The following is a 26,308-nucleotide window of genomic DNA, read 5'->3' as shown; positions in this document are numbered from 1 at the left end:
CCCTCTGAAGATTTGTTTTTCTCCATCCCCGGGTCGCACTTCAGACTCACCCAAACCGATTAGTTCTGCTTCCAAAGATTAAATCTATTTCTCCTCACATTCCCTGTATATATAGATATGGGGCCAGATGCGCTTGCACATGCTCATATTATTGAGTCTAATTATTGGTGTATTTCAATAAAGGAGATTCATCGTGGATTCTATCAGCTCATTCTATGGAATGTTTTTGGAGAACTACACGGGCCTGTGGGTATTGGGCTCTGTGGTACTTCTGTTGTTTGTGGGCTTCTTCTCAAGCCCTCTGATCGTGTGGGCGATTGCCCTGGCCGCAGTTCTTGTCGGCTTTGGTGCGCCAACCTGGTTGCTGGCAGTTTACGCTGTCATCGCCATCATCTTCCTGATCACGCCACTGCGTGCAGCACTGGTGACATCCGGTTTGCTGGCATTCATGAAGAAGATGCAGTTCCTTCCGAAAATTTCTGACACGGAAAAAGCGGCATTGGACGCCGGTGCCGTGTGGGTGGAAAAAGATCTTTTCTCCGGCAACCCGAATTTCGGCAACTTGCTGAAAGAAGACTATCCACAATTGACTGCAGAAGAGCAGGCATTCATGGACGGTCCGGTGAACAACCTGTGTGCGGTTCTGGATCACTGGAAAATCCACAAAGAAAAAGACATCCCTAAAGAAGCCTGGGATATTATCAAGAAAGAAAAATTCTTAGGCATGATCATCCCGAAAGAGTACGGCGGTCTTGGGTTCTCTGCACTGGCGCACTCTGAAGTGATCATGAAAATCTCGTCCCGTTCATTGTCTACAGCAATCACGGTGATGGTTCCGAACTCTTTGGGGCCGGCAGAGCTTCTGGCTCACTACGGAACTGATGCACAGAAAAACCGTTATCTTCCGCGCCTGGCAACGGGTGACGAAATCCCTTGCTTTGGTTTGACTGAGCCAACGGCGGGTTCTGATGCGGGGTCCATCACTTCCACCGGTGTTCTTTTCAAAGGTCCGGATGGAAAACTGCAAATCAAATTGAACTGGAACAAACGCTGGATCACGCTGGCTGCGATCTCTACAACGATCGGTCTTGCGTTCCGCTTGCGTGACCCTGAAAATCTGCTGGGTAAAGGCGAAGACGTGGGCATCACGTGTGCTTTGATCCCGTCCAGCACTCCGGGTGTTGTTTTGGGTCGTCGTCATGATCCATTGGGTATCCCGTTCTACAACTGTCCGACTCAAGGTAAAGACGTTGTCGTTAACGCCGAAGACGCGATCATCGGTGGTGTTGCCAATGCCGGTAAGGGTTGGTTGATGCTGATGGAATGTCTGGCAGCAGGTCGTGGTATCTCTTTGCCAGCTCAGGCAACCGGTGGTTCGAAACTGGCTGCTCGTGTTGTGTCTGCGCACTCTTTGGTTCGTCGTCAGTTCGGTATGTCCATCGGTCGCTTCGAGGGTGTTGAAGAGCCTTTGGCGCGTATCGGGGCTGCAGCTTACCAGCTGGAAGCCATGAGACGTTATTGCCTGGGCGCGATCGACAAAGGTATCAAGCCGGGTGTTATCACAGCGATGCAAAAATACTATGCGACTGAAATGGGCCGCCAGGTGATTAACGACTCCATGGACATCATGGGTGGCGCGGGTATCTCTATGGGTCCTCGCAACGTATTGGCAGAAATCTACATTGCGACTCCAATTGGTATCACGGTCGAGGGTGCAAACATCCTGACTCGTACTTTGATGATCTTTGGTCAGGGTGCTCTTCGTGCCCATCCGTTTGCTTACGCGGAAGTTAAAACTGCGGAAGCGGGTGATTTGAAAGGCTTCGACAGAGCGTTCTGGGGTCACATCGGTCACGTTATTCGTAACACATGCCGCGCGGTTCTGTTGTCCTGCTCCCGTGGTTTCCTGGCATCCACTCCGGATGTTCACCCGCAAATGAAAGTATACGTTCGTCGTTTGACTTGGACATCTGCAACATTTGCGTTGTTGTCTGACGTGGCGATGGGTGTTTTGGGCGGTCAGTTGAAAGCAAAACAAAAAATCACCGGTCGTTTCGCTGATATCCTGGCGAATATGTACATGGCGACAGCTATTCTTCGTCGTTTCGAGTACGAAGGCCGTCGTGAAGAAGACCTGGCGTTTGCTCACTACAACCTGAAACGTTGCATGGCGAACATCCAGACTGGTTTTGATGGTATCTTCGACAACCTGAAAATCCCGGGTCTGCGTTGGTTCTTCAAAGGCTGGATCGGCGCCTGGTCCCGTATCAACTCTGTAGGTTCTCAAGCTTCTGACGGCTGGTCTCATGGCATCGCTGCTGCGATGTTGAAAGAGGGCGGTATTCGTGATCGTTTGTCTGATGGTATCTATCTGCCAACAGATAAAAATGAAGCTATCGGTCGTCTGGAACACGCGTTCTCGGTGACGAACAAAGCTGAAGCGGCAGAGAAAAAAGTGAAAAAAGCCATCCGCGAAGGTGTTCTTCCTAAAAAGAAAGTTCACTTGTTACTGGATGAAGCCCGTCAGAAGAATGTGATCACTCAGGATGAACTGAAGCTGATCCAGGAATCCGATGCGGTTCGCTACGACGCGATCCTGGTGGATGATTTCTCTCAGGAAGAATACATGTCCCGTCATTCTTAAGACGGACCTGATGCAAAACTTAAAACCCCCGTGCGAACCACGGGGGTTTTTCTTTTTCAAAGCCTTGACCGACTTGCAGTCTCAGGACTAGCGTCAGTTTGTGATGGGGCTTCAATTCAAAAGACTTATTTTAAGTGCATGTGTCGGGGTGATGGCCGGGGCGGCTGCAGCGGTTTTTTTAATAACCCTGAACGCCGCGACGTTGTGGCGTGAATCCCATCCGTGGCTTATTTGGCTTTTGCCGCTGGGTGGAGCCGTGATCGGATTTGGCTACTACAGATATGGTCGCGAGTCTGAAAAAGGCACCGGCCTGATTCTGGAGCAAATCCATGACCCTTCCAATATCCTTCCTCTGCGAATGGCTCCGATGGTTCTATTGGGGACTTTATTGACTCATCTTTTTGGTGGCTCGGCTGGCCGCGAAGGAACTGCTGTGCAGATGGGGGCCACGTTGGCGGATCAGCTAAATCGTCTGGTCAAAACCACTGCGGATGACCGCAAGGCGCTTTTGATCGCCGGAGCCGGGGCGGGATTCAGTGCGGCCATTGGCGCACCCCTGGCCGGCGCTTTGTTCGGACTTGAAGTGATTCAAGTGGGCAGACTTCGCCTGTTTGCTCTGGCAGAATGCCTGGTGGCGTCTTTTGTGGCGTTTTATGTGTGTCGTATATTGGGCGCTCCGCATTCGGTGTTTGGTCCGGTCGGAGATGTATCTTACAGTGCTTTGGGATTTGTGGCGGTTTTTGGGGCGGGGCTGGTGTTCGGTCTTGCGGCAAATGTCTTTATGTGCTTCACGCACTTTATCGAATTACTGCAAAAAAAGTTTGTAAAGCATCCTGTCTTAAAACCCGTGGTGGGTGGGGTGCTGCTGGTGGGGCTTTATCATCTTGAAGGCAGTTTCCGTTTTGTGGGGCTGGGCATTTCAGAAATTCAAAGTTATTTTGCCAGCGCGGCCTCGCTTGCAGATCCCGTGTATAAAACGATTTTCACGGGTCTGACGGTGGGTTCCGGATTTAAAGGCGGTGAATTTATTCCGCTGGTGTTTATCGGCTCAGGCTTGGGCAGTGCTCTGTCGGTTGTTTTGCCTTTGTCGGTGGCCATGTTGTCGGCGCTGGGATTTGCGGCGGTCTTTGGGGCGGCGGCGAACACACCTTTGGCGTGTGCTGTGATGGCATGTGAAATATTCGGCTGGAACATCGCGCCTTATGCGTTTTTAGCCTGTGTGGTGGCGTATTTTGTGTCGGGGCATCTGGGGATCTACAAAAATCAAAAGATTGTGCGCAGCAAGCGCGATCAGCTTTTGTGGGTGTTTCGCCGCAAATAAGCCGCAAATAAAAAAAGCCTGAAGACTTTGGGTCTTCAGGCTCAGAAGAATGTATGAAGGGAAATTCAACACGCTTCTAGTCGAGCTTAATTCAAGTTATGTCGTAGCGGATGCTTTCGCTTTTTCTTTCACGCATTTGCGGATTTCTTTTTTGCTGGCTTTTGGGTTCTCGGATTTGCAAGCCTGGCTGTAAGCTTTCAATTCTTTTTTAGAGGCTTTTGCAGCATAACCTGGTTGAGTGACAGCAAATGTCAGAGCTAGAGCGAAAAATGCAATCCATTGGGTTTTCATCGGAGGACTCCTTCTGTTTGTTTAAGCCTAGCAAATGGCAAAAAACCAACAACGGGCGAAAATAAAAAATCTTTTAACATGGAAAATAACTTTCAGGGTCCGGTCGGGATTGGGCTATAGTGACGCCATGAACATCCTGTTGCTGGAAGACGATGAAGAAATCTCCAAGCGTCTTGTAATTACATTTGAATCTCAGGGCTGGGCGGTAAAAGCTGTGCAGTCGATATCAGAGCTGGCCACACTTTTAAAGGCCAAGTCCTTTTATCCCCAGGTGGTGGTGCAGGATCGTATGATTGCCGGCACCGATTCCGCACAATATGTAGAACGCATCAAGACGTCCTTTATTGACACGAAGATTCTTGTTTTGTCTGCCATCGACACCAGCAATGAAAAAGCCCGTCTGTTGGACCTGGGGGCTGATGATTATGTGGCGAAACCTTACTCCACTTCTGAACTGGTGGCGCGAATCAAGGCGCTGGGGCGCAGATCCACCCTGGTGGCATCAAACAATCTGATGACCGTTGGAAATCTTGCGATCGACATGGGGCTTCGTCGGGTGGAAGTGGCCGGGGACGTCGTGAACCTGTCGCAAAAAGAATTCCAGTTGTTATTGCTGTTTGCCCATCATCCGGGAAAGGTCTTTCCGAAAGAAGTCCTGCTTGAGAAAGTCTGGGACAGCAAGGGTGATGTCGAATCCAAAGTCGTTGAAGCCACGGTGAACAACCTTCGTCGTAAACTGGAATCGGGAAAATGCCCCTGCGGGATAAAAAACGTGCGCAACGTGGGGTACTGGCTTGAGGCTTAAGTTCTTTTTGCTGTCGCTGTTAACTCTGGTTTTTACCAGTCTGTGCATCACTTTTTTGCTGGCTTATTTCTATCAAAGCGAGCGGCTGGCCTTTATTGACGATCAGGTTCGTGAAACCGCCACGGCCATTGTGGATTCCGAACTGTCTGATCTAAAGACCTATGATTATCAGATTGCCAACGCATTGATTTCTGAAGAGCTGGGGCCCGATCGCGTGGGTAAATTCTTTATCGTGCGAAACTCCAAGGATGAGATTCTGTTTCAGACCGACAACGTCAGTCTGCTCGAAGTGGCCATTCCGCGCAGTCCGCAGTGGGTGACCATTGAACAGGATGGCAGGCTTTTGCGGGTGTTGAATTTGAGTCTGCCAAAATTTCCCAATCGCACCTTGCAGGTCGGAGCCATCACCGATTCAAATTTCATTTTTTGGTCTACTCTGACCCAAAGATCCGTGGTGCTGATTTCTTTGATCGTGGGCATTGTTCTGGTGATGACCTGGTTCTTGTCAGCCCAGCTGTTTTCGCCCGTGCGGGATTTGGAAGGTTTCTTGCGCGAGGCCAGCACCATGCTTGAAAGCAAAAAAGACATTCCGGAAATTCCACATCGATTGCTTTCACCGCAGCTGAAGTACCTGCGCCGTCGGGATGAATTTAAATCGCTGGTGGAGGGTATTTCCCATCTGGTCGGGCGGGTGAATATGAATAATAAATTCACCAAATCATGGACCTTCCAGATGGTTCATGAAATCAAAACACCGCTGACACTTTTAAATCGCGAGCTGGAACGCCTGCAGGAAAAATATCACTGGGAAACCAGCGAAAATCACGAAGTGCAGCGGCAGTTGAACCGGGTTTCCCGTACCATCACCAACTTCCTGGATTGGGCGGATCTGGCCAATACTGAAAAGCCCGGAAATCTGCATGTGCTAAAGGCGCAATCCGTGGTGCGCGACGTGTGCAGTTCCATTCAGCGCGCTTATCCGGATCGATTGACGCTGGATCTGCAGGCTGATTTTCAGGTGATGTGCAATCCGCTGCATCTGGAGCAGGTGATTGAAAATCTGACGGTGAATGCGCTTCGCTACACGCCGGGCTCTGTGACCGTGATCTTGAAAGAAAATGTTCTGATGGTAAAAGATCAGGGTGCCGGAGTGCCGGCAGAAGTGCTGGAGCGACTGGGGACTCCGTTTAATCGCGGACCTCATCGTTCCGGTCAGGAAAAGGGCAGTGGGCTGGGTTTGGCTTGGGTGTTTTCAGTTGCGACACTTTATGGCTGGAAGTTTACTTTAGCCAATAGTGACGGAACCAGTGCCGGGATTGAATTCCCGGCATTGAATGAAGGCTGATTAAATAGGACGGCGGCGCGACTTGGACGCCAGGATCTTTTTCATCAATCCGTCATCATCTTCGTCAAAGACGTCACCGATGATTTCTTCAAAGATATCTTCCATGGTCACAAGACCCATCGGGTGTTGTTGTTCATAGATGATCGCCATGTGCGACTTTTGTTCCTGCATTTTCAGCAGAATTCTGAACAAAGGTTCAAAGGCTTTAAAGCGCAGAATAGGGCGAATCACACTTTGCCATTCAGCCTCGCCGTAACGGCGTGCTGTCAGGAATTCCTTGGTATTGATCAGGCCAATGACTTCTTCTCCGTCCAAAACCGGCAGGCGGGTATGGCGGGAATTCATGATGATGGTTTCAACGTCTTCCACGGTGTCGGTCTTTCGCACGAAGATCACGTCTTTCCAGGGCAGCATGATTTCACGGGCCATCTTCTTGTCGGCGCTGACCAGATTCACCACGTATTGTTTGGTCTGCTGAGGCAGATCCTCAAATTCAATGTGCGTTTCTTTGGGGGCCCCGTGGAAGTTTCCGAAAGTGAAAAGCTTCAAAACCACATTCGTGGACCATTCCAAAATGGTCACGGCCGGGGAAAGCAGTTTTTCACCAATATACAAACCTTGCGCAGTGAACAGCGCAATGGCCAGAGGGTTTCGCAAAGCCAGGGTTTTGGGAACCAGCTCGCCGATGACCACACTCAAATAAGAGATAGGCAAAACCACCATCGCAATGGCCACGGCCTCTGCCGTTTGTTCAGACATGGCAAAGGTGCCCATCAGCCAAGGACTTAGGGCTTCTTCCGCACCCGCACCACCGACGGCCGCCGCGATGGCGCCCACCAGAGTGATGCCGATCTGGATGACGGACAAAGTTCGCTCCGGATTTTCTTTCAATTTCAGCAGGCGGCGTGCGCTTTTATGAGTCGGCGCCAGTCGCTTTAATTGCTGCCGGTTGACGGTGACAAAGGCCATCTCGGAACCGGAAAGAAGCATGTTTACGAAAAGACAGGCGGCGACAACAATGAACTCAGTCATGTGCGCTCCTGCGAGACGGGGACGAGTATTTCGGGTAAGGGTCAGGATCCATAGGGTTCTGATACTACACTGGGGGTGCGCTTCCCGGAAAGGGGCAGTGCGTTTTAAGCATGGGGGTTCATGGTTGCGATGCATCATAAGGCTTCGCGGACAATGTAGTTGCTTTTGGTTGCGCAACTCGGCAAAAAGGGGGCCTCGAGGGGGTTCTATGAAAGTTGTATCATTGATTCTTGGTCTGTTGTTGTCTGTTTCCACGGCGTCGGCTGACTGGGCACAGGATTTCTCTGAATTAAAAGATATTCCACGCAGCTACGAAGATTCCGGTGCAATCTGTGAAGAAGTCGCGCGCCTGGAAATGCAACGCACGTATCCGGCTCCGCAATACAAAGTCGAAGTGGGCATCGCTTACGGCGATGGAACTCGCACGATTGGTGAGCTGGATGTGGTGATCTTTGATAACAACCTGAACAAGGTTTTGAAAATCGCTGAAGTAAAATGCTGGAAAGACGTTCGTGCCGGTTTGCAGAAGGCCCAGGAGCAAAGAGCTCGTTTCCTTAAATACAACCGTTCTGGAAAACCTTTGTTCTTCCGTTCCACGTCCACCAAGCAGACTTTCGAAAAAGAGCAGTTTGCCTTCGTGAAAGAGTTCTTCTCTATCGCGCAGAAGGGCTCTGCGGCTCAGGGGTTTGAAGTGGAGCTTGAGTACACTTTGAAAGAGATGCATCAGCATCGCGCTGATATGCTCCGTTGTCAGAGTCAAGGGCAGTGCGCGAAGCCTTAAGGGCCTGATAGTTCTGGGGCCACGGACATCATGCCCGCGGCCCCGTTGCGTGCGTTCCTAAGTTGCCTTAGATAGAACGCAAAATAAAATTAAATGATCTCATCATGGAACTGAACGCCTGGCGTTTATTGATAAAGCCCATATAGGTGAAGTTTCTCACCAATGGCAGATCCAGTTCTTCCTCGCTGTGTCCGGTGTAAATCACCACCGGAATGGGTCTGCGGATCTTGTGCACCTTTCTTTCCGTCAAAAGACGATCCATCAAAAGTAAAGTATCACGACCGCCCATTTGTGGCATTTGCCAGTCTAAAATCACCAAATCAAAATGTCTGTTCGCAAGAAGTGGGATGGAATCTTGACCGTCGAAAGCCATCGTGACATCGCATTTGTAGTGATCAAGGATGTGTGACATGAGTTTCACAGAATCCAAGCTATCGTCGATCACCAGAACGCGAGGTGTGCGTTGTTTTTCGAGATTAGTTTCTAAGACCATGAATATTCTCCCTGTGTGTCGCTACTTCAGTAATTGAAACCGAAGTAGATCGGAGAATCTTCTAAAAGAGCTAGCATGAAGGGATTTTAATAGAAGGTCTGTCTAAAGACAGAAAGAACTCACATTGCTTATGCGAGTTCTTTCCTTGTTTGTTCTGTGACAACTGTTTCGCGCACCACGACCACTTTAATTGATCCTGGGTAATTGCACTCTTCTTCGATGCGTGCCGCAATTTTGCGCGACAGATCCATGGCTTGAGTGTCATCCACTTTTTTGCCATTCACCATCACTCGGCATTCGCGACCACCACTTAATACGAAGCAGTCAGTAACACCCGGGAAGCTGCGGGCAATGTCCTGCAATTCGGAAACTTTCTGATTGTAGGATTCAATCGTTGAACGACGAGCGCCCGGACGAGCACCAGAAACCGCATCGGCCGCGATCACAAGGAACGCATGATCTGTGCTGGGTTGTTCGTCAAAGTGGTGGGCTTTCACGGCGTGAACCACGTCAGCCGCTTCGCCACGAGCCGCGATAAAGTCGGCACCAATCACGGCGTGACCGCCCTCGACGGTGTGGTCCATGGATTTACCGATATCGTGAAGCATGCCCACGCGGCGTGCTTTCTTGATATCAATACCCAGCTCAGCTGCCATCAGGCCCGCCAGCCAGCCCACTTCACCACAGTGGAAATACTGATTCTGAGTGAAGGAATAACGATAGCGCAAAGAACCCATCATCTGACGGATCTCGGCGTTCAAGCCTTCCAGTTTCAATTCTTTAGCCAAAGAGTCGCCATCGTGTTTGATGTTTTTGAAAAGCTCTTTCTTCTGATTCTCAGCAATTTTTCTGATGAAATCAGGATTGATGTTTTTCTTTTCCTTGAAGATGCGCTCCAGCGTGCGACGGGTCATCTCGCGGCGAACAGGGTCAAAGCCGGCAACGCCGACCATGTCCATGCCTTCTTCCACGATGATGTCACAACCGCAGGCATCTTGAACGGCCTTGATGTTGTTTCCAGCCGGGTCGCAGAACAGCTTGCGGATGTGAGCATCCGGGAAGTTCACCGCACCAATACCACGCTCTGCGCAGTAAGGACGGGCGAAACGGTCAATCACCAGGCTCAGGATGCGCTTGGCTTCAGATTCGGCGTGTTCTTTGGTGTCAGCTTCGGTTTCCTGGATCATGCGGGCAGCACGACGGCGGGATTCCTCTTCCATCTGGTTTTTCAACTGGGTTTTGAATTCTTCAGCGGAAGTGCCCAGGCGCTCGGTCAGCTTCTGCACCAGATCCTGGTTCAGCGCCTTCTGGGCGTCCTTGATTTTGCCCAGTTCAGATTCCTGGCCACGCAGGGCCTGTTCCTGAACTTTTACGTCAGCTTCGCGGTCCTGAAGTTTCTTCTTTTCTTCCTGAACGATGGCGTCGGCTTTGGCTTTTTTCTCGTTGGCGACTTCCTGCAGATCCTCGATGCGTCCTTCGGACTTCAGCATCTCGGGTTCCACCTTGGTCCACAATTCCATTTCGATTTCCTGGATGCGTTCTTTTTCTTCCAGGTTGCGAAGTTCGATGACTTCATTGGCTTCGTCTAAAATATCCTGGGCCTCTTCGCGAGCCAGACGCAAAGTGCGCGCTCTGAAGAATTTGTGCAAGGCCCAGCCCAAACCACCACCGGCGACAATTCCAATTATGGCTGTAGCAATCATTGCAATCATAAGGGTACTCCTAACCCTGTTATTGTAACTCTCAATGGAAGGTCATTGCAAACCTTTGCCGCGGCAATGGGGGCCTTTACTTCTGGCGTTATGGACGGTAGGCTACTTCCCAAGCGCACCGCAGGAGGTTTTAATGGGTCATATGGCGTGTCAAACGAAGTGGGTTGGAGGCATCGGCTTCGAGTCGCAGATTCGTGACCACAAGGTTGCTATGGATTCACGCAGCGATGGAGGCAAGGACCAAGGGCCATCCCCGAAAGAACTGCTTTTGGCCAGTATCTGCGGCTGCACCGGGATGGACGTGGTTTCCATCCTGCAGAAAATGAGAGTCGGGCTTCAGTCCTGCAGCGTGGACGCAGACACCGACACCACGGCGGGCTATCCGTCCATTTTCGACCGCGTAAAACTGAAATTCCTCGTAAAAGGCGAAATGAAGAACGAACAGCTGATGAAGGCTGTGGTTTTGTCCATGACCAAGTACTGCGGCGTCAGCGCGATGGTCGTGAAAGCCTCTCCGATTGATTACGAGGTGTACCTGAACGACGTGAAGATCGGCGAAGGACAGGCCGACTTTGAAAGCGCCAAGGCATGATCGATATTCAGATTCCTTTTGCAGAACTTGACTTCACCTATGCCCGGTCCCGCGGGCCCGGAGGGCAGAATGTCAATCGCACCAATTCGGCGGCGATTCTGCGTTGGAATCTGATGAGTTCCCAGGTGATCAGCGAGCAATTGAAATTGCGCCTGCAGGCCAAGCTGGCCGCGCAGTTGACCGAAGAGGGTGATATTCTGATTCGCAGCGATGTGCATCGGGATCAGGATCAGAACCGTTCCGAGTGCATTGCTCGTCTGCATGCACTTTTAAGAAAAGCCCTTTTTGTTCCCAAAAAACGAGTGGCCACCAAGCCGTCCCGCAGTTCTGTGCGCAAGCGTCTGGATACCAAGCGCAAACATTCTGAAACCAAATCTCTGCGCCAAAAAGTGAAGTAAAATAATTTAAACGACAGGCTCTGCCACGTGCTCGACCGGAGCCGGGCCGCCGCCTTCAACCGCTTCAATACGGCGGGACAGGAAGATCGCGACAAAGGTGAAGCCGATGGCGATATAGCCCACCACCGGGTAATGCTCCAGACGTCCATGAGCTCCGGTCGTGACAATCAAGCCACCGATGTAACTTGAAACCGCTGACGACAACTGCTGCACGCAACTGACGATGCTCATGAAGCTTCCGCGGTTTTGCGGTCGGGCTGTCCCAGAAACCAAAGCTGTCGCCGGAATCATGCGTCCGCCGGAAACCACAAAGAAGAAGGCGCAGATCGCCAGCACCACCCAAAGAGGACTGGGTCCCAGATTGGTGATCACCCAGTAAGGAATCAGCGTCACCAGGGCCCCCCACAAGAAGACCTTGTGTTTTCCATAGCGATCCGCCAGACGTCCGATGAACGGGGAGCTGAAAATCGTAAAGGCGCCGCCAATCATGTACATCAGCGGCAGTTGGGATTCGGTCAGGCCGGCATTGGCCACCAGTGATGGCGACAGGAAAGGAATGATGGCAAAGTGGCCGAACATCACCGACGACATGAAATACAGGCCACGGCGCTGGTTTTTGTTGTTGGCGATGCGGCTGATGGTGTTCCACATGGGCTCTTTGATGATGCCGCCCTCAAGGTGTTTGCTCATGGACGGAACTTTGAACCAGATCACCACACAAAGTGCCAGGGACGTGCATCCCAGGAAGATAAACGGAGCGTGCCAGTTGAACTGGTTTGCCAGGAACAGGCTGAAGGGGACCCCCAGAATGGAGGCCATGGAAAACGACGTCATAATCACGCCCATGGCGCTGCCCCGACGCTCGTAAGAAATTGCATCACTGACAATGGAAAGAACCAACGAACCCAGCACGCCGCCAAAGACGCCGGTCAGGCCGCGGGCCAAAAGCAGCATTTCATAGTTCGGCGCCAGGCCGCAGGCCACGGTCCCCACCGAGAACCCAATGAAGAAGAACAGCAGGCAGGCCTTGCGATCAAATTTGTCCAGGAAGAAAGAGGCGGCAAAGCCGCTCAAGCCCGCAAAGAAGGTGTACGATGACACGAGGAGTCCGAACTGATGCGGATTGATCGCAAACATGCGCATCAACTGAGGCCCCAGTGGCATCATGATCATGAAGTCCACGATGGAACTAAACTGAATGGAAGCCAGGATCGCGAGAAGGAGCTTTTCTTGTTTGGAAAACACGGGGGGTCCTTTTTGTTGACGTGTTTAAAACTTACCGATAAGCCATGGATATGGCAACAATTTGGAAGTTTACGAAGTTTGTTATTGGTTTGGTGGTTTTTGGTTTGATCCTGTGGGCGGTGCTGGCTAACTACAGTGTGATCTTCTCTAAAACTGTGATTGGTGAAATCACCAGTGTTGAACGTGTAGAGCTTCCTGTGGCACTTGTCACACGCGCCGAAGGAAATATCACATCTCAGGTGTTTTCTTTTGCTATCGGTATTAAGGACACTAAAACAAACGAAATCTTCACAGCGTCTTCCGAAGATCGTCAATGGGCGGTGGCTCAGCCTGGCCAGTGTGCTGAAGCTGTTTTCCTGCCGTATCCACCTTGGCAGTTCACAAAGAAAGACACTTACTACGGAGCTCGCTTGGTTAAGCTGTACGAGTGCGTAAAGTAAGCAAACGCAATGTTTGAGTTACTGCTGCTGATCACTTCCATGGCCGCCGGTTTCCTCGGGGCCCTTCTGGGGCTTGGTGGCGGAATTATTGTGGTTCCGGTTCTGACTCTGGTGTACCACGTCGATATTCGCTACGCTATTGCCGCCAGCTTGATTTCGATTGTGGCCACGTCCTCGGGGGCTGCTGCCAGCTACCTGAAAGATTCTTTGACCAATCTGCGACTGGCTGTGTTTCTTGAGGTCGGAACAGTCAGTGGCGCCATTGTTGGTTTTCTGATTTCCTCTTTTATCAAAGCACAATTTCTGTTCCTTCTGTTTGGAACCTTCCTGTTTTTTTCGGCCCTGATGATGCTGCGAAAGCGCGGTGAACACATTGCCACCGTCAATCACCCCTGGGCCGAAAAGCTGAAGCTTGATGGCATCTATCCGGAAAGTGACAACCGTCTGATTGAATACAAGGTGCAGAATGTACCGCTGGGTCTGTTTGCCATGTTTGGCGCGGGTGTGATGTCGGCCCTTTTGGGTATCGGCAGCGGGATCTTCAAGGTTTTGGCCATGGACGGAGCAATGAAGATTCCGATTAAGGTTTCCAGTGCGACGTCGAATTTTATGATTGGTGTGACGGCCTCTGCCAGCGCCGGGGCGTATCTTCTGCGCGGGGATATCCGTCCTGAAATCGCAGCGCCTGTGGCTGTCGGAATCATCGTGGGATCTTTTGTCGGTGCCAAGGCCATGGTGAAAATTCCAGCGGTAAGGATTCGTCAGATCTTCGTGGTGGTTCTAAGTATCGTGTCCATTCAGATGATCATCAAGGGGTTGAAATGACGCCGACTCCGCAAACACCGGAAAAAGAGTCTTTGCATGATCTGGAGCTGACCATCAGTCAGATTCTGCGCGGTGGTGTCTTGTTTGCCGGGATCTTCCTGCTGACGGGCTGGCTGTGGATGTGGTTGCGTGATGGATCAGATTTACAGTCCTTCAGCACGTATGAACCTCGTCCCTTCGTGGAAAACATTCAATGGGCGCTGGTGATGAATGATCGCGCGCTGTTGATTGCCCAGTTTGGTCTGGTGGTGTTGGTGTGTCTGCCGTTGGTGCGCGTCCTGATGACCGCCATCTTGTTCCTGAAGCAAAAAGACAAAGGGCTTGCGCTGATGGCGCTGACAGTTTTTGTGGCTTTGGTGGGAAGTTTCCTTTTGGGAATTGATTTGTAAATAGTCTTACAACAAGTTCTTCGCCAGGTACCACGGCAGAATAATGTACAAAGTAATATCGCGAATCAGATAATAAGCAAAAAACACGGCAAAGAATTTCCAGCCATAACGGCGAATCACGCCCTTTAATCCGCTTTCGCGGAAAATCTGCTTCGCTTCACGAAACACTCGTGGCGTCCAGCGATCCAGAAATTTGGTTTTGGGTGGAGCTTGTTCCATATAAAAAAGAACCCCTTGCTGTTTCTATCCTCTCCTTTAAAGGCGAATAGTCAAGGGGTCAATAAACGGGGCAGGAGTCCGTGAGAAGGAGGGAATGAGAACATGTATGAGGGGAAAATTCACGGAACTCCTGTCTGATTTCATTACACTCCTGATGGTGCGTTTTGTCAAAAGGTCGAGGCCTCAGTGAAAAACGCTGGTCCATCTCTGGGCGTGAGTCCTACTATTGATGAATGAATATGAAAAATCTCAAATACACACTGTTCGTTCATCTTTATGGTCTTTTCAAAATTCCTTTGGTTTTGTTTGTCAGTCCCCGTGTGGTGGAAGCTGGCAAAAAGCGCTTTGTGATCAAGATCCCGCTGGGGTATCGCACGAAGAATCACCTGAACTCGATGTATTTTGGTGCGTTGGGGATTGGTGCAGAACTTTCCATCGCGGCAGCGGCGGTTTTTTCCATTGCTGAAAGCAAGCAGAAGATTGACTTCGTGTTCAAGGATTTCAAAGGCGACTATCTGAAGCGCGGTGATGGCGATGTGCACTTTATCTGCGACGAAGTCGAAATGGTGAACTCTTTGATTGAAGAGTCCAAAACCAATCCGAACCGTATTGAACGAAAAATGAAGGGTTATGCGATCGTTCCTTCAGTGAGTGAAACAGAGCCCATCATGACTTATGAGCTCACACTTTCCGTCAGAAACAGATCAATCAAGGCCTAACTGGGAAAGGCTTTTTACGCTCTCATCATATTCGTTGATGAGCTTGGCGTAGATTTCTTTCACGGTCAGAATTTCTTCCACCAGGCCCACAGACTGCCCGGCAGTCCATACGGTTTTCCAAGTGGGTTTGGTGGCAGCCGCCTCCAGGGACTTCATTCCCATCAAATGAATCAACGGTACCATGTATTTCTTTGTCAGTTTGTAGTCTTTCAGGATCTTCATTGCCCACGGCAAATCAGTTCCCATTTTCTGCACGTAAGGGGTGTTGATCACCGCAGCCGGTGTGCCTGACACTCGTGTGGTCATCACGATATCTTCCGGGGTGGAATTCACGATGGCGTCCTTGTAGGACTGATCCACCTGAGCTTCGCGACTGGCGATGAATCGGGTTCCCACGCTGACGCCGGAAGCGCCCAGTGCCAGACACGCCGAAATCATGGATCCGTGAGCAATGCCTCCGGCGGCAATGATGGGGATCTGCAGTCGGGTTTTAAGCCACGGAATCAAAACCAACGGAGAAATCGGGCCGGCATGTCCGCCAGCGCCGGCGCCCACAGCGATCACGCCGTCAGCGCCCATGTCCTGAACTTTCAGGGCGTGCTCCAGATTCGTGACATCGCAAAATACCTTGGCGCCATTTTTGTGGGCGTCCCGAATCACAGATTTGGGGCTTCCCAAAGAAGTAATGAACATGTCCACGCCGTGATCCAGGGCCACTTTGATGTCTTCACCCTGGCGGGTGTTGCTTTTGTTCACAATGACATTCACGCCAATGGGTTTCTTGGTGCGGCTTTTGATGTTTTTCAGGGCTTCAGCGTATTGTTCGATCGGGCGGTAGTTCAGGGCAGGGAAGGTGCCGATGCCGCCGGCTTCACTGGCTTCGACGACGATGTCGGTGTTGCTGACCAGAAACATGGGGGCTGCGATGATGGGATAGTCGATGCCCATGGTGTCGGTGAAACTGGTTTTGATCTTTTTGAGCATAAAAAAAGCCTCCCTGCTTTCATAAAGAATACGGGGAGGCTCGGAGGACGCAAGTAATTTCTTAAGGCTTCAGGTATCTGCTGAACAGAGTGAAGACTTCTTTTTTGATCGCTTCTTCGCGCTCGACAGTTTGCGGTCCCAATAATCCCAGTTGCAGGATGTTGTTAAAGCAGCTGACGACGAAAAGAGCCATCATGTCACGGTCACGTCCCTGATAAACCGGCATGTGGGCCAATACCGCTTTTTGGTAGTGTTCAAAGAACACGCGGCGTGTTTCCCAGTAATCCAGCATGCCTTGAACGCCTTGCAGGGCGGTTCTTAGCGGGCGGTTGTCGTGGAAGCGTGTGAAGCCGATGTCGATGAAGGCGTGGATCTTGGCATCCAGGTCCGGCGTTTGAAGATGAGCCAGTTTCTCTTCAATATATGCCAGGTCTTTCTGCAGAAGATCGTCGATCACCGCGGCCACTATGGCTTCTTTGTTGGCAAAGAACTGATACAGAGACCCGATGCTGACACCTGCCATTTCGGCGATCTTGTCAGTAGTGATAGCGTGGTAGGGCTCTTGAACCAGAAGGCGTGCGCAGGATTCTACAATGCTAGCCACCGTCTCTTTGGAGCGTTTCTGGACGGGGATTTTCAGCATGTACTTCTTTTCAGGACTTGTGTGAGTTTGTGGAGCTGCACCCATAAATTCCTCCTTTTTGAGGTTATAAACTTGGCTCAGGTTCATATTCGGCCAAGAGGGTTTATAATTCAATACTAGTTCGGTAAGTATCACTTGGCGGTACCGACGTCCCCCCCAGAGGTACATCTTTACCAATCTTTAACATAAAATTAAAACTATCGTCTTATTCTGATCCTATACCCCTAAACATTAGAAGTATTGCTCTATCGTAATCAAAAAGCGGTAGAAATAAGAGCTTTTAATTATGTTTATGTCGAAATACCTGTTTTCTACGAGTTGTTTTTAAATTTCTCTTCGAACTTTGTGAATGAAATTTTTGAGTTCTGCTGCGGAATTTCAGCGAATAGCGCTTCCAAGGGTGTGTTCGGGGATCCAATATGTTGGCAAAGTATCGTTCGTCCATCGCTGCGCGCAATGCGCATCAAGGCCGCCGGCCTCACATTTTAAAAGCATGTTAATAAGGCTGCTAAGTATATGAAGTTACGAGTTTTAATTATTTTGGGTCCTATGATGGGCATCATGTTTTGCAGAGCGGCTTTCGGCGACTATGAAATGGACGGAGGTGGCGTGTGGACGGCCAGAATGATTTAAAGCACTTTGCAAACCTGGGAACCAAGCTGGGTTTGTGCGTGAAGGATCAGGACAAGCGAGTTCTTTATCAGAATGAAAACAGCATTCGCACCTGTGGTGATATGCTGGGTCAGCAGTGCTCCAAGACGTGCATGACTCTGTATAAGAAGATCGAGGAATGCTCCGCCATTTCTGAAGGCATGAAGCTTTTCAAAGCCACTGAAATTGAAGGTCACAAGGTGGATGCGCTGATCGTGAACGACGGCGATAAGATCACCACTCTGCTTTATCCGCTGGATGAAAGCGAAGAAAAATTCCAGAAGCAGGAAGCCTACTTCCGTGAAAAGGGTCTGACCAAGAGTGAAATCCGCATTATGCAAATGGTGCTTCAGGGTATGACCAATGCAAACATCGCCGAGAAGCTTTTTATCTCCAAGGCGACGTTGAAAACTCATTTGAATAATATTTATAAGAAACTTCCAGAATCCATGCGCCCGTCCCAGGTGCGCAACTAAGGGGACGGCTCAATAAAGCGGTCCTCTTTCTTGTCATAGAAGTGGCGGGTCAGCACGTACACCGGGCAGTGGGCCTTGCGGACCACATTGCGGGTGTAGCTGCCTAAGATGGCGGCGCTCATCGGGCCGCTTTGGGCTTCCATCACCACCAGATCTGCTTCGGTGCTGTCGATGGCTTCCATCACCAGTTCATCCACGCCGCGGAATGAATTATCAATAATAAATTGCGCTTCCACGCCTTCCTTATGGGCCCAATCGACCCAGTACTGGGCGCGATGGGATTGTTCCTCGATGGTGTGTTCGATGATTTGATCCAGCGTCAGCATCTGTCCTTTGAAGTTATAAATGCGCGGGCGGGTGTCCAGATCAAAAAGGCTTTCGATCGGACGAGCAATCGCATGCAGCAGGGTCACGCCGGACTTCAGGTTTTTTGCCAACTCCAAAACGTGGCGGAAGTTGTCCTTGGAATGTTCTCCAAACTCGGTCGGGAACAGGATGTTTTTCGGCGAGCGGGTTTTGGTGGTGTGGGCTCCCACCACGCAGACCGGGACTTCGCTTTGCAGAAGCAGGCTTTCGGCGAAACTTCCCAGGATAAAGCGCTGAAACCCTTCGCGGCCATGGCTGCCGACGACGATCAGGTTGGTTCCGGTGCGCAGGGCATAGTGGGACAGGGTTTCTGCGGCCCCAGCGTGCGACTGTGAGGCGTGGGGGATGACCTTTGGTTCTAGCAGGAAAGGAAGGTTATAGTCGCTCAGAACCTCTTTAAAGAGCGATTCGGCGGTTTTGGAGTGATCTGTGACCCAGGCCGGGACCTCATAGGTTGGCAGTACGATTTCGTTTTCGCGCAAAAGGTACAGGGGTTCAATTTCCGCCTGCAGTGTCTGGTGCAGGTGGGTCAGATAGTCCGCCATGCGCTGGTTGAGTTCTTTGTTGTCTTCAAAAGCATCCAAAGCCCAGATGATTCTCATAGAACCTCCCAGTCGTTATTGTGCCGCGAAGAATAGATGCAATAAAGAAATCGGCTTAGAGCTTGTCGGGAATCAGTGTGGCAGATGACAGGTCTTAAAACGAAAAAAGCCTGCCGGGTGGGGCAGGCTTTTTAAAATGAACCAGAAAGGTCCTATGTGGTCGGAGTCGGGTCGGAACTGCCCACCGTTGTGGTGCCCAGTTTCTGAGCTTTTTCTTCCGCCTTTTCGATTTCTTCGATGTACTTTTTGGTCGCTTTTGGAAGTTCATTCCACATGCGCAGGGAAAGAAGAAGCCCCATCACCGCAAACGGGATCAGGAACAGCGGCCAGTAAGCCCAGCTCTTGTGAGACAGGTAACCGATCGCCAGGGACTGGATACCAGAGCCCAGGTACACGCAACCATCCACGATGCCAGACGCGGTGGCAGTCATTTTCTTACCGCCGAAGTCAGCAGCTGCTGTACCGGACATCAAAGAGTGAACGCCGATAACTGTCAGGGTGATCATGATTGCTGCCAGACCCAATACGGTTGGATTTGAGAACAGGCTGAACGCCATGATGATCAAAAGGATGATCATGATGAAGTTATTGATCGCCGCTGGAGGACCGCGACGGGACTGGAAGAAGCGGTCAGACACGATACCCGCCATGAAACCACCGAAGATACCAGTCATACAAAGCAACAGACCCCAGTTTTTGATGAAGAACTGAGAGCCTTCAAAGAACACAGCGTCTTTGTCTTTCATCTCGTGAGCGAAGACCAGATACCATTGCATGATACCGTTACGCAGAACGCCGGAAGTGAAATCCACCAGGGCGATTGTGATCATCACAGGGTTTGTGAAGATCTTTTTCAGCATGAAGCCGATAGTGATTTTAACGTTGGAATCATCGTAGTCAGAGGAAGCGTCCGCAGTATCGAAGTCACCGAAATTGGCTTCAGCCGGAGAGTCTTTCAAAAGAACGAAGTCGATCAATGCCCAAACCAACAACAGGAAGGCTGGGATTGCAAACACCAGCCATGTGGCATTCGTCACGCCGGTGTCGATAGCGAAGATGTGACGGATAAAGCTTTGGAAGGCTGTTGGTTCGTGACCCAGTTGCAGCTTGGAAGCTTCAACGATCGCCTGACCCCAGTCGAATGCGAAGTAAACCCCGAAGGAAATCAAAGTGCCGAAGATCGCACCGAAGACACCGCGTTCACGCACGTGGAACCAGTAAGCTTTTACTTTGATGATGGAAACCGCACCGTAGGACTGGAAGAACATGTTCAGCGCGAACAAGACAGAGTACGCCACAACCATGTTTGTTTTCAAAGTGCCCATCAGGAACAGATAAGTCGCACCTGCCATCAAAAGATTCATGATGGATGAACCCAGAGCCGCAATGATGATACCTTTTTTACCGCCGATTTTATCAACGATCGGACCATTCAGAAGGAAAGAGAAACCGTAGGTGATTGTGCCGGCTGCGAAGATGATACCAAATTGTTCTTTGGTCATCAGGTCGCCCAGGGCGTTCTTGGAAACATTCAGGTTGTAACGTGCCATGTACAAGAAGGCATAAGTCATACCCAGAGGGAACCAGTTTACGAAACGACGAATCATGAACTTGCGTGAATGTCCCAGCGGGTTGTTCTTGAAGTACAAGAAAATAACCGCGAACAGACAGGCGCTGACGAGTAGTAAAGCCATGGGACCTCCGGTAAAATTTCGAGGAAGCTAAAGGAAAATGGGCCACTTTGCAATCTAAAGAGCCTTCGGTTGCCCCGAAGTTATTTCAAGATTGTGTTAGGGAGCCGGGAAACTGGTTCCAGAGTGGGATTTTAATTTCCCCCTTTTGTGATACGCTGCAAAAACTTCACGATGAAATCGCTCAAATCTGTTTAATGGGACCCCTGAGTTTGCCATAAGCAAAACTTATGGAAGCGGTAAATATTATGACTTTGTGCTTATAGGTCCAGGGCGATATGTTGTGTTTCAGAAGGAGACGTTACAAACGAAACCTTCTAACCTCGGTAGGTTCCTGACCACTCTCCCAGCGAAAGAGAGACCCGGTCCCAAGAAAACCGCCGCAATCGCGGCTCACAAAGTCCCACCTAAATAGCCCACCTAACACAGCCTGCCGGGGCTTGCGCGCGAACACGACGCAATGCTACTTTCATTTGCATGTCATTTAAATACTTCCCCCTCTACGAAAAGCAAAAAGATACTACCCAATATAAAAAAATCTCTTCCGATCACGTGCGCGTGGAAAAAGTCGGCGAGCGCGAGGTTCTGATTGTAGAACCTGAGGCCCTCGAATTGCTTGCGCAAGAGGCATTGAGCGATGTGTCGCATCTGTTGCGCCCAAAACACCTTGAAAAGCTTGAAAAAATTCTGCAGGACCCAGAAGCATCCCCCAATGATCGCTTTGTGGCGGTGGATTTGCTGCGCAATGCGGTGATCGCAGCGCAAATGGAGTTCCCATCCTGTCAGGATACGGGAACAGCGATTGTAGTCGGCAAAAAAGGGGAGCGCGTCTTCACCGGTGCTGACGACAAGGAATTCCTGTCCAAAGGGATTTTCAACACTTACCAAAAACGCAATCTGCGTTTTTCTCAGATGGCGCCGATTTCTTTCTTTGAAGAAAAAAACACCGGCAGCAATCTGCCAGCGCAGATCGACATTTATTCCGAGCAGGGTGAGGAATACAATTTCCTGTTCCTGGCCAAAGGTGGCGGCAGTGCGAATAAATCCTATCTGTATCAGAAAACCAAAGCGGTTTTGAATCCGGAGGGTTTTGAAAAGTTCGTGCGCGAAACGCTGAACTCTTTGGGGACGGCGGCATGTCCACCGTATCACCTGGCGTTCTGCGTGGGTGGGACGTCTGCGGAAGAAACTCTGAAGATCGTGAAATACGCGTCTGCGGGTTATCTGGATGGTTTGCCAACGACAGGCAGCGAAGGCGGTCGTGCCTATCGTGATCTGGAAATGGAAAAACAAGTCGAGCAGTGGGCCCGTGAAACCGGCATCGGCGCTCAGTTCGGTGGCAAGTACTTCGTGCACGATGTGCGCGTGATTCGTCTGCCTCGTCACGGGGCAAGTTGCCCGATCGGCGTGGGTGTCAGCTGTTCTGCGGACCGCAATATCAAAGGCAAAATCACCCGTGATGGTATTTTCCTTGAGCAGCTGGAGCTTCACCCGGAACAGTACCTGCCAAATCACCTGCAGGATGCTGGTGCTGAAGCGATTGAAATTGATCTGAACAAACCCATGGCAGAAACGCTGAAAGTTCTTTCCCAGCAAAAAGTGGCAACCCGTGTGATGCTTAACGGTCCGATGATCGTGGCTCGTGACATCGCCCATGCGAAGCTGAAAGAAAAAGTGGATCGCGGCGAAGGTGTGCCTCAGTACTTCAAGGATTATGCGGTTTATTACGCGGGTCCTGCAAAGACACCAAAAGGTTACGCTTCCGGATCCTTTGGTCCGACGACCAGTGAGCGCATGGACCCTTATGTGGGCACCTTCCAGGCGCTGGGCGGTTCGATGATCATGCTGGGTAAGGGAAACCGCAGCCCTCAGGTTACAGAAGCCTGCAAACAGTACGGTGGCTTCTATCTGGGGTCGATCGGCGGCCCGGCGGCTCGTTTGGGTAAAGAATGCATCACGAAAGTGGAAGTGCTGGATTTCCCAGAGCTGGGCATGGAGTCTGTGTGGAAGATCGAAGTGAAAGACTTCCCGGCCTTTATCATCGTCGATGACAAAGGAAATGACTTCTTCAAGTCCGTGATCAAAAGACTTTAAAAATTAAAAAGCCTCCCATTGGGAGGCTTTTTCTATTTCACTTGTTTTACTTCACCTGTTTATTTTACGTTGCCGTTTTCTTTCAAAAGCAGGGGCGAGATTCCCACAAACAGGTTCATGATCACCGGTCCGATAAGAAGGCCCGGCAGCCCCATCATGATGATCGCGCCGACCACACAGGTGAAGCCAATCACGGCAGAAATATCCTGCTCACCGCCGATAATAAACGGCTTGATGATATTGTCGATACTTCCCGCGATTGTTGCCACGATGAACAGGCCAACGGCTGCGCCGGTGCGGTCGCCAATAAAGGCCAGCACACACAGCAGGTAACCCACAGGGGCCGCGCCAATCACCGGGATAAAAGACACAAAGAAGGTGATGGTCAGTACCAGCCAGAAATCACCTTCGCCAAAGATCAAACTGCCGGCACCGATCAGACTTGCTTGAATCAAGCCGATGACCAGCGTGGAAAACAGAGTGATCCAGCAGCTTTTTTTCGTGATCAGGATCAGTTTTTCCGTCGTTTCCTCGCGAAGCGGGGAATACTTCAGGGTGAATTTTTTGATGCCCGGTGCTTTGATCAGCATCACGGTCATGGATATCAAAAAGACAAAAATCAAAAGTAAAATCGCCGGAAGCTGACCCAGGAACTGCGTGGAATACTCCAAAGCGCTGCTGCCGATTTTATGCAGCACATTTTCCATCACCTCTTTGGCCGGACCGGCCAGATCAGTTCCGGTGAAATCTGAAAGCTTTTGCAGCAGATTCAGAGCGTAATTTTTCAGATTGTGTGCCTGAGTCAGGATCTGGTCGGTTTCAATATTTTTCGGCTGGCTGGCGTAAACGACGATGCGATAGATGGCCAAAGACAACGGGATCAGGAACAGTCCCATTCCCACCAGCATAAAGATAATGGACCAGGATTTGCGCCCCAGACGGCCTTTCCTGCTAAGCTTTTCAATCCAGTCATTCAGACCCATGGCAAAGACACCGGCAAGAAGCAGAGGCATCAGGAAGGGAATATTGATAAATAAAAAGGCCGTCAGTAACAGCGCAAATAAAACCCAGTGCACAGCTTGCGGTTTGTCTTTGAAAGAATTCAGCATAACGTCCTACACTTTCTTGATAAATAAATCCTGGCTGCCACGAATGCGTTCAGCATAGATGCCTTTTTCAGATCTTTTGCCGGCGCTGATAATCATTGTGATGGCGGCCCCGGAGGGCAGATCCAGCAGCTTTTTCACGCGAACTTCGTCAAAGCCCTCCATCGGACAGCTGTCATAACCGGCAGCACGAAAAGCCAGCATCAGGTTTTCACAGGCCAGGGCGGTGGTTTTGGTGGCCCATAGCAAATTTCCGCTGCGACCAAAAGGCCCGCGTGGCATCACCCGGAACATTCCCAGGAAAAACACAGCCAGGCTTTTAAACGGTGCCAGAATATGCAAGGGACCATTGCCATACACGAACGGCACAAGTTTGTTGTAATAGGCATGAACACTTTTCGGGGTGTCATGGCGGTTGGAAAAATAAGCCTGATTGATCTTCTGACCCCGCTGCCATTGATCGGGACGGGCCACGCAGGCAATCAGCGTCGGCGCGGTTCGCGCTGCCGGCTGATTCAGACAGAATTCTTTCATACGCTGAAGCTTGTCCGGGCTTTTTATCCAGTAAAATTCCCACGGCTGAAGGTTGGAGGAATTCGGTGCCAGCAATCCCAAACGCAGGCATTCTTCGACGACAGCATCCGGAATCGGTTCATTGGTATAGTGGCGGACAGAACGACGGCTTTCGACAACTTTGGTGAATTCGCCAAAGTCGCATGCAACTGCAGGTTCAGAATACATAACGTCAGGAGCTTTGCTGAAAATATTGTCGGACATCTAGTCTTGAACCTCGCACTGCATGCGTGCATCGCTACGGCAGTTGATCCAGGTTCCATCGTGTTTTGGTGGTAAATAGCTGGGGCTGCAGAATGTGTTTTTGAATATGGTGTAGGTCAAAGAGCGCCCACGATGGGTCATCTCGCAGGTCCAGCGGACATCGCGTTCGGCTTCGCTTTCGGCGCGGCGCTTGATGTCGTTAAAACAGAAGGTTCCGCTGTTGGCATTGCAGTAAGAATACTCCGAACCACGTCCGGTGACCTGGATGGTTTTGGCAAAAACTGACTGGGACATGAGAATTGCAAATACAGCAAGAATGAACGCTTTCATAAAGGCCTCCGCCTCTCAATCAACGCACAGTTTAGAGGGGGAGGCAACAGACAGTGTTATCAAGGCATAGCGTCAGTGTCAGGCTTGGGTAAGAAACTGAACGCCCAGTTCCTGAGCCTGCTCAATCTCGTTCCAGCGTGACCAGCGGACTTGTCCTTCGACGCTGACATATTCACCTTCTTTGTTCTGGTAGGTGAGATTGACAAAGTCTTTCTTCGTATAGAATGGAGCCTTAATCTTAAGGCAAGAGCCGTTAAGTGAAATGTTCTCAAAGGCACCTCCCATGATGGGTTGAAAGCCGCGGTTTTCCATTCCCGAGGGCAGCATAGACGGACTGACCATGGCGCGGCTTTCCTGCGTTTCGCGCTTGTCCTGACGAAGCTCCAGCTGACGGCCATTCAGGTGGGCCTGGATGTCTTTCAGCAAGTTGGCCTCTTCGGTCTTCCACAGCACCACGAAGTCATTGCGGGATTTCAGGCGGATTTTCATCGAGCTTGAAAGCTCGTTCACCACGAAGAAGGTCTTCACATTGCGGGTGGTTTTTTGCAGATAGCTGTACAGGTCAAAGTGCCGCACTTCCAGAAAAGGCAGGAAGACGACGATAATTTTTTCGACGTCGTTGTTTTGCAGAACCGGGCGCAGCGAATAGGGATTGTCGATCAGTGTGCAATCGAAAGTCTTTTCGTTTTTCAGTTGCGCAGGAATACGGTTGGTCCCGGTGATAAAGATTTGTGTGTTCATCATTCTTAAGTTCCCCCTTGTGCAGATTCCTATAAGCAAGCATGAAGCCAGCTTCAGACCTGCGCAGAATGGCTCTTCAGAAAAAGTGCGTGAACAGGTGTCTAGAAATTACTGACAGTGTTAAGTTCCTTCCTCTCAAAATGAGACTCTGACGGGAGGAGGGGTGAGAGGGCCTCTTGCTCAGGCCCCCTCACTGGAGGGAAGGGTATTTGAATGGATACAGCGTAAATGCCGCCTCCTATATAATAGGAGTGAAGATCGCCAAGCTGATCTTTCTCACCATAGAGACCACCCTGGGAGAGGTTCATGGGCTCTGTGGTATGAAAGCGCAAGTGAAGCTGTTGATCTGGGCTATTTGCCGTTACATCGTTCATGCAAAGTCAGTAATGCAATCGTGGGGCCCTCGGTGAGAACGCATATATTTCATCTGACATAATTTCGTGAGTTTTTCGGGGCAAAATGACCCGATCCGCAGGAGAAAGACCCCCATGCGTTTAAACAATATTAATAGTGTCTTTTCCTTGCGATGAGACCCTTCTTCACCTAAGAATGAGTTAAGACTGAATAAATCATAAATCCTGGGAGAGAAGGGTTTT

At 50.5% G+C, this 26,308-nt stretch carries 27 protein-coding genes; 13 read left to right on the top strand and 14 right to left on the bottom strand.

Going from position 1 to position 26,308, the window contains the following annotated elements; all coding sequences use genetic code 11:
• The first annotated feature begins 193 nt into the window (after positions 1–193).
• A complete protein-coding gene (locus BDT_RS10740) occupies positions 194–2,644 on the top strand; it encodes an acyl-CoA dehydrogenase (protein WP_015091263.1) in 2,451 nt (816 codons plus the stop codon).
• A gap of 103 nt (positions 2,645–2,747) precedes the next feature.
• Positions 2,748–3,965 (top strand): chloride channel protein, encoded by a 1,218-nt coding sequence (locus BDT_RS10735; RefSeq protein ID WP_051026299.1) that lies wholly within the window; start codon positions 2,748–2,750, stop codon positions 3,963–3,965.
• A gap of 96 nt (positions 3,966–4,061) precedes the next feature.
• On the opposite strand, the gene BDT_RS10730 is transcribed toward BDT_RS10735, so the two are convergent.
• Complete coding sequence (locus tag BDT_RS10730; RefSeq protein WP_015091261.1) at positions 4,062–4,256, bottom strand: hypothetical protein; 195 nt, start codon at positions 4,254–4,256, stop codon at positions 4,062–4,064.
• A 127-nt stretch (positions 4,257–4,383) separates the two neighbouring features.
• On the opposite strand from BDT_RS10730, the gene BDT_RS10725 reads away from it, so the two are divergent.
• Both BDT_RS10725 and BDT_RS10720 read left to right on the top strand, forming a co-directional pair.
• Complete coding sequence (locus BDT_RS10725) at positions 4,384–5,061, top strand: response regulator transcription factor (RefSeq protein WP_015091260.1); 678 nt, start codon at positions 4,384–4,386, stop codon at positions 5,059–5,061.
• On the top strand, positions 5,051–6,406 hold the full coding sequence (locus tag BDT_RS10720) for a sensor histidine kinase (protein WP_041577661.1): 1,356 nt from the start codon (positions 5,051–5,053) through the stop codon (positions 6,404–6,406). Before BDT_RS10725 ends, BDT_RS10720 begins: the two co-directional genes overlap by 11 nt.
• Here the strand turns inward: BDT_RS10720 and BDT_RS10715 are convergent, their stop codons facing one another.
• The gene (locus BDT_RS10715) at positions 6,407–7,438 is read right to left on the bottom strand and encodes a hemolysin family protein (protein WP_015091258.1); all 1,032 of its coding nucleotides are present in this window, start codon (positions 7,436–7,438) and stop codon (positions 6,407–6,409) included. It abuts the gene before it with no gap.
• Between the two features lie 208 nt (positions 7,439–7,646).
• Here BDT_RS10715 and BDT_RS10710 point away from each other — a divergent pair, with 208 nt between their 5' ends.
• Entirely contained in the window at positions 7,647–8,219 is a 573-nt protein-coding gene (locus BDT_RS10710; RefSeq protein WP_015091257.1) for a hypothetical protein, read from the top strand.
• Positions 8,220–8,286: 67 nt separating this feature from the next.
• Here BDT_RS10710 and BDT_RS10705 read toward each other — a convergent pair whose 3' ends face one another.
• Both BDT_RS10705 and BDT_RS10700 read right to left on the bottom strand, forming a co-directional pair.
• Positions 8,287–8,712, bottom strand: coding sequence for a response regulator (locus tag BDT_RS10705; RefSeq protein WP_011164606.1), 426 nt, complete (start codon positions 8,710–8,712; stop codon positions 8,287–8,289).
• 128 nt (positions 8,713–8,840) lie between these two features.
• On the bottom strand, positions 8,841–10,424 hold the full coding sequence (locus tag BDT_RS10700; RefSeq protein ID WP_015091255.1) for an Rnase Y domain-containing protein: 1,584 nt from the start codon (positions 10,422–10,424) through the stop codon (positions 8,841–8,843).
• Between the two features lie 142 nt (positions 10,425–10,566).
• Here BDT_RS10700 and BDT_RS10695 point away from each other — a divergent pair, with 142 nt between their 5' ends.
• Positions 10,567–11,016, top strand: a complete 450-nt coding sequence (locus tag BDT_RS10695; RefSeq protein ID WP_235046090.1) for an OsmC family protein — start codon at positions 10,567–10,569, stop codon at positions 11,014–11,016.
• Positions 11,013–11,414, top strand: coding sequence for an alternative ribosome rescue aminoacyl-tRNA hydrolase ArfB (gene arfB / locus BDT_RS10690; protein WP_015091253.1), 402 nt, complete (start codon positions 11,013–11,015; stop codon positions 11,412–11,414). Before BDT_RS10695 ends, arfB begins: the two co-directional genes overlap by 4 nt.
• 6 nt (positions 11,415–11,420) lie before the next feature.
• Here arfB and BDT_RS10685 read toward each other — a convergent pair whose 3' ends face one another.
• Positions 11,421–12,659: an MFS transporter gene (locus BDT_RS10685; RefSeq protein ID WP_015091252.1), complete on the bottom strand. Its 1,239-nt coding sequence runs from the start codon at positions 12,657–12,659 to the stop codon at positions 11,421–11,423.
• A 50-nt stretch (positions 12,660–12,709) separates the two neighbouring features.
• On the opposite strand from BDT_RS10685, the gene BDT_RS10680 reads away from it, so the two are divergent.
• The 3 genes from BDT_RS10680 to BDT_RS10670 are packed head-to-tail and all read left to right on the top strand — an operon-like array spanning position 12,710 to position 14,313.
• Positions 12,710–13,099 carry a hypothetical protein gene (locus BDT_RS10680; protein WP_235046089.1) on the top strand — a complete coding sequence of 130 codons (390 nt, stop codon included), beginning with the start codon at positions 12,710–12,712 and terminating at the stop codon, positions 13,097–13,099.
• A 9-nt stretch (positions 13,100–13,108) separates the two neighbouring features.
• Entirely contained in the window at positions 13,109–13,924 is an 816-nt protein-coding gene (locus tag BDT_RS10675) for a sulfite exporter TauE/SafE family protein (RefSeq protein WP_015091250.1), read from the top strand.
• A complete protein-coding gene (locus BDT_RS10670) occupies positions 13,921–14,313 on the top strand; it encodes a DUF1634 domain-containing protein (protein ID WP_015091249.1) in 393 nt (130 codons plus the stop codon). The genes BDT_RS10675 and BDT_RS10670 overlap by 4 nt, the downstream gene beginning before the upstream one ends.
• A 6-nt stretch (positions 14,314–14,319) precedes the next feature.
• On the opposite strand, the gene BDT_RS10665 is transcribed toward BDT_RS10670, so the two are convergent.
• A complete protein-coding gene (locus tag BDT_RS10665; protein WP_015091248.1) occupies positions 14,320–14,532 on the bottom strand; it encodes a hypothetical protein in 213 nt (70 codons plus the stop codon).
• A gap of 239 nt (positions 14,533–14,771) precedes the next feature.
• On the opposite strand from BDT_RS10665, the gene BDT_RS10660 reads away from it, so the two are divergent.
• Positions 14,772–15,251 (top strand): DUF4442 domain-containing protein, encoded by a 480-nt coding sequence (locus BDT_RS10660; protein WP_235046088.1) that lies wholly within the window; start codon positions 14,772–14,774, stop codon positions 15,249–15,251.
• Here BDT_RS10660 and BDT_RS10655 read toward each other — a convergent pair.
• A complete protein-coding gene (locus BDT_RS10655) occupies positions 15,237–16,235 on the bottom strand; it encodes an NAD(P)H-dependent flavin oxidoreductase (protein ID WP_015091246.1) in 999 nt (332 codons plus the stop codon). The genes BDT_RS10660 and BDT_RS10655 overlap by 15 nt on opposite strands.
• Before the next feature lie 61 nt (positions 16,236–16,296).
• Complete coding sequence (locus BDT_RS10650) at positions 16,297–16,923, bottom strand: TetR/AcrR family transcriptional regulator (RefSeq protein ID WP_011164596.1); 627 nt, start codon at positions 16,921–16,923, stop codon at positions 16,297–16,299.
• Between the two features lie 566 nt (positions 16,924–17,489).
• Here BDT_RS10650 and BDT_RS10645 point away from each other — a divergent pair.
• A complete protein-coding gene (locus tag BDT_RS10645; protein WP_015091245.1) occupies positions 17,490–18,005 on the top strand; it encodes a response regulator transcription factor in 516 nt (171 codons plus the stop codon).
• On the opposite strand, the gene BDT_RS10640 is transcribed toward BDT_RS10645, so the two are convergent.
• Together BDT_RS10640 and BDT_RS10635 are read right to left on the bottom strand one after the other, a co-directional pair.
• On the bottom strand, positions 18,002–18,973 hold the full coding sequence (locus BDT_RS10640; RefSeq protein ID WP_015091244.1) for a universal stress protein: 972 nt from the start codon (positions 18,971–18,973) through the stop codon (positions 18,002–18,004). The two genes, BDT_RS10645 and BDT_RS10640, sit on opposite strands and share 4 nt — an antisense overlap.
• Before the next feature lie 152 nt (positions 18,974–19,125).
• Positions 19,126–20,667, bottom strand: a complete 1,542-nt coding sequence (locus BDT_RS10635) for an MFS transporter (RefSeq protein ID WP_041577658.1) — start codon at positions 20,665–20,667, stop codon at positions 19,126–19,128.
• A 474-nt stretch (positions 20,668–21,141) separates the two neighbouring features.
• Between BDT_RS10635 and BDT_RS10630 the strand changes: the two genes are divergently transcribed.
• A complete protein-coding gene (locus tag BDT_RS10630; RefSeq protein WP_015091242.1) occupies positions 21,142–22,758 on the top strand; it encodes a fumarate hydratase in 1,617 nt (538 codons plus the stop codon).
• 59 nt (positions 22,759–22,817) lie between these two features.
• Here the strand turns inward: BDT_RS10630 and BDT_RS10625 are convergent, their stop codons facing one another.
• The 4 genes from BDT_RS10625 to BDT_RS10610 form a co-directional block, all read right to left on the bottom strand.
• Positions 22,818–23,867 (bottom strand): AI-2E family transporter, encoded by a 1,050-nt coding sequence (locus BDT_RS10625; protein ID WP_015091241.1) that lies wholly within the window; start codon positions 23,865–23,867, stop codon positions 22,818–22,820.
• Between the two features lie 6 nt (positions 23,868–23,873).
• Positions 23,874–24,641 carry a nitroreductase family protein gene (locus BDT_RS10620; RefSeq protein WP_015091240.1) on the bottom strand — a complete coding sequence of 256 codons (768 nt, stop codon included), beginning with the start codon at positions 24,639–24,641 and terminating at the stop codon, positions 23,874–23,876.
• Entirely contained in the window at positions 24,642–24,971 is a 330-nt protein-coding gene (locus BDT_RS10615; protein ID WP_015091239.1) for a hypothetical protein, read from the bottom strand.
• A 78-nt stretch (positions 24,972–25,049) separates the two neighbouring features.
• Entirely contained in the window at positions 25,050–25,715 is a 666-nt protein-coding gene (locus BDT_RS10610) for a PilZ domain-containing protein (protein WP_015091238.1), read from the bottom strand.
• Between the last annotated feature and the right edge of the window lie 593 nt (positions 25,716–26,308).

The sequence above is a fragment of the Bdellovibrio bacteriovorus str. Tiberius genome, from assembly GCF_000317895.1.
In the GTDB taxonomy this organism is placed as follows: domain Bacteria; phylum Bdellovibrionota; class Bdellovibrionia; order Bdellovibrionales; family Bdellovibrionaceae; genus Bdellovibrio; species Bdellovibrio bacteriovorus_F.
Note: the sequence above shows the minus strand (reverse complement) of the source record. Positions and strands in the feature narration are given on the sequence as shown.

What these genes read in the sequence shown, in the direction of transcription:
- BDT_RS10735 (WP_051026299.1), top strand. Translation starts at nt 2,748, where the DNA reads ATGGGGCTTCAATTCAAAAGACTTATTTTAAGTGCATGTGTCGGGGTG.
- BDT_RS10730 (WP_015091261.1), bottom strand. Translation starts at nt 4,256, where the DNA reads ATGAAAACCCAATGGATTGCATTTTTCGCTCTAGCTCTGACATTTGCT.
- BDT_RS10725 (WP_015091260.1), top strand. Translation starts at nt 4,384, where the DNA reads ATGAACATCCTGTTGCTGGAAGACGATGAAGAAATCTCCAAGCGTCTT.
- BDT_RS10715 (WP_015091258.1), bottom strand. Translation starts at nt 7,438, where the DNA reads ATGACTGAGTTCATTGTTGTCGCCGCCTGTCTTTTCGTAAACATGCTT.
- BDT_RS10710 (WP_015091257.1), top strand. Translation starts at nt 7,647, where the DNA reads ATGAAAGTTGTATCATTGATTCTTGGTCTGTTGTTGTCTGTTTCCACG.
- BDT_RS10705 (WP_011164606.1), bottom strand. Translation starts at nt 8,712, where the DNA reads ATGGTCTTAGAAACTAATCTCGAAAAACAACGCACACCTCGCGTTCTG.
- BDT_RS10700 (WP_015091255.1), bottom strand. Translation starts at nt 10,424, where the DNA reads ATGATTGCAATGATTGCTACAGCCATAATTGGAATTGTCGCCGGTGGT.
- BDT_RS10695 (WP_235046090.1), top strand. Translation starts at nt 10,567, where the DNA reads ATGGCGTGTCAAACGAAGTGGGTTGGAGGCATCGGCTTCGAGTCGCAG.
- arfB (WP_015091253.1), top strand. Translation starts at nt 11,013, where the DNA reads ATGATCGATATTCAGATTCCTTTTGCAGAACTTGACTTCACCTATGCC.
- BDT_RS10680 (WP_235046089.1), top strand. Translation starts at nt 12,710, where the DNA reads ATGGCAACAATTTGGAAGTTTACGAAGTTTGTTATTGGTTTGGTGGTT.
- BDT_RS10675 (WP_015091250.1), top strand. Translation starts at nt 13,109, where the DNA reads ATGTTTGAGTTACTGCTGCTGATCACTTCCATGGCCGCCGGTTTCCTC.
- BDT_RS10670 (WP_015091249.1), top strand. Translation starts at nt 13,921, where the DNA reads ATGACGCCGACTCCGCAAACACCGGAAAAAGAGTCTTTGCATGATCTG.
- BDT_RS10665 (WP_015091248.1), bottom strand. Translation starts at nt 14,532, where the DNA reads ATGGAACAAGCTCCACCCAAAACCAAATTTCTGGATCGCTGGACGCCA.
- BDT_RS10660 (WP_235046088.1), top strand. Translation starts at nt 14,772, where the DNA reads ATGAAAAATCTCAAATACACACTGTTCGTTCATCTTTATGGTCTTTTC.
- BDT_RS10655 (WP_015091246.1), bottom strand. Translation starts at nt 16,235, where the DNA reads ATGCTCAAAAAGATCAAAACCAGTTTCACCGACACCATGGGCATCGAC.
- BDT_RS10650 (WP_011164596.1), bottom strand. Translation starts at nt 16,923, where the DNA reads ATGGGTGCAGCTCCACAAACTCACACAAGTCCTGAAAAGAAGTACATG.
- BDT_RS10640 (WP_015091244.1), bottom strand. Translation starts at nt 18,973, where the DNA reads ATGAGAATCATCTGGGCTTTGGATGCTTTTGAAGACAACAAAGAACTC.
- BDT_RS10635 (WP_041577658.1), bottom strand. Translation starts at nt 20,667, where the DNA reads ATGGCTTTACTACTCGTCAGCGCCTGTCTGTTCGCGGTTATTTTCTTG.
- BDT_RS10630 (WP_015091242.1), top strand. Translation starts at nt 21,142, where the DNA reads ATGTCATTTAAATACTTCCCCCTCTACGAAAAGCAAAAAGATACTACC.
- BDT_RS10625 (WP_015091241.1), bottom strand. Translation starts at nt 23,867, where the DNA reads ATGCTGAATTCTTTCAAAGACAAACCGCAAGCTGTGCACTGGGTTTTA.
- BDT_RS10620 (WP_015091240.1), bottom strand. Translation starts at nt 24,641, where the DNA reads ATGTCCGACAATATTTTCAGCAAAGCTCCTGACGTTATGTATTCTGAA.
- BDT_RS10615 (WP_015091239.1), bottom strand. Translation starts at nt 24,971, where the DNA reads ATGAAAGCGTTCATTCTTGCTGTATTTGCAATTCTCATGTCCCAGTCA.
- BDT_RS10610 (WP_015091238.1), bottom strand. Translation starts at nt 25,715, where the DNA reads ATGATGAACACACAAATCTTTATCACCGGGACCAACCGTATTCCTGCG.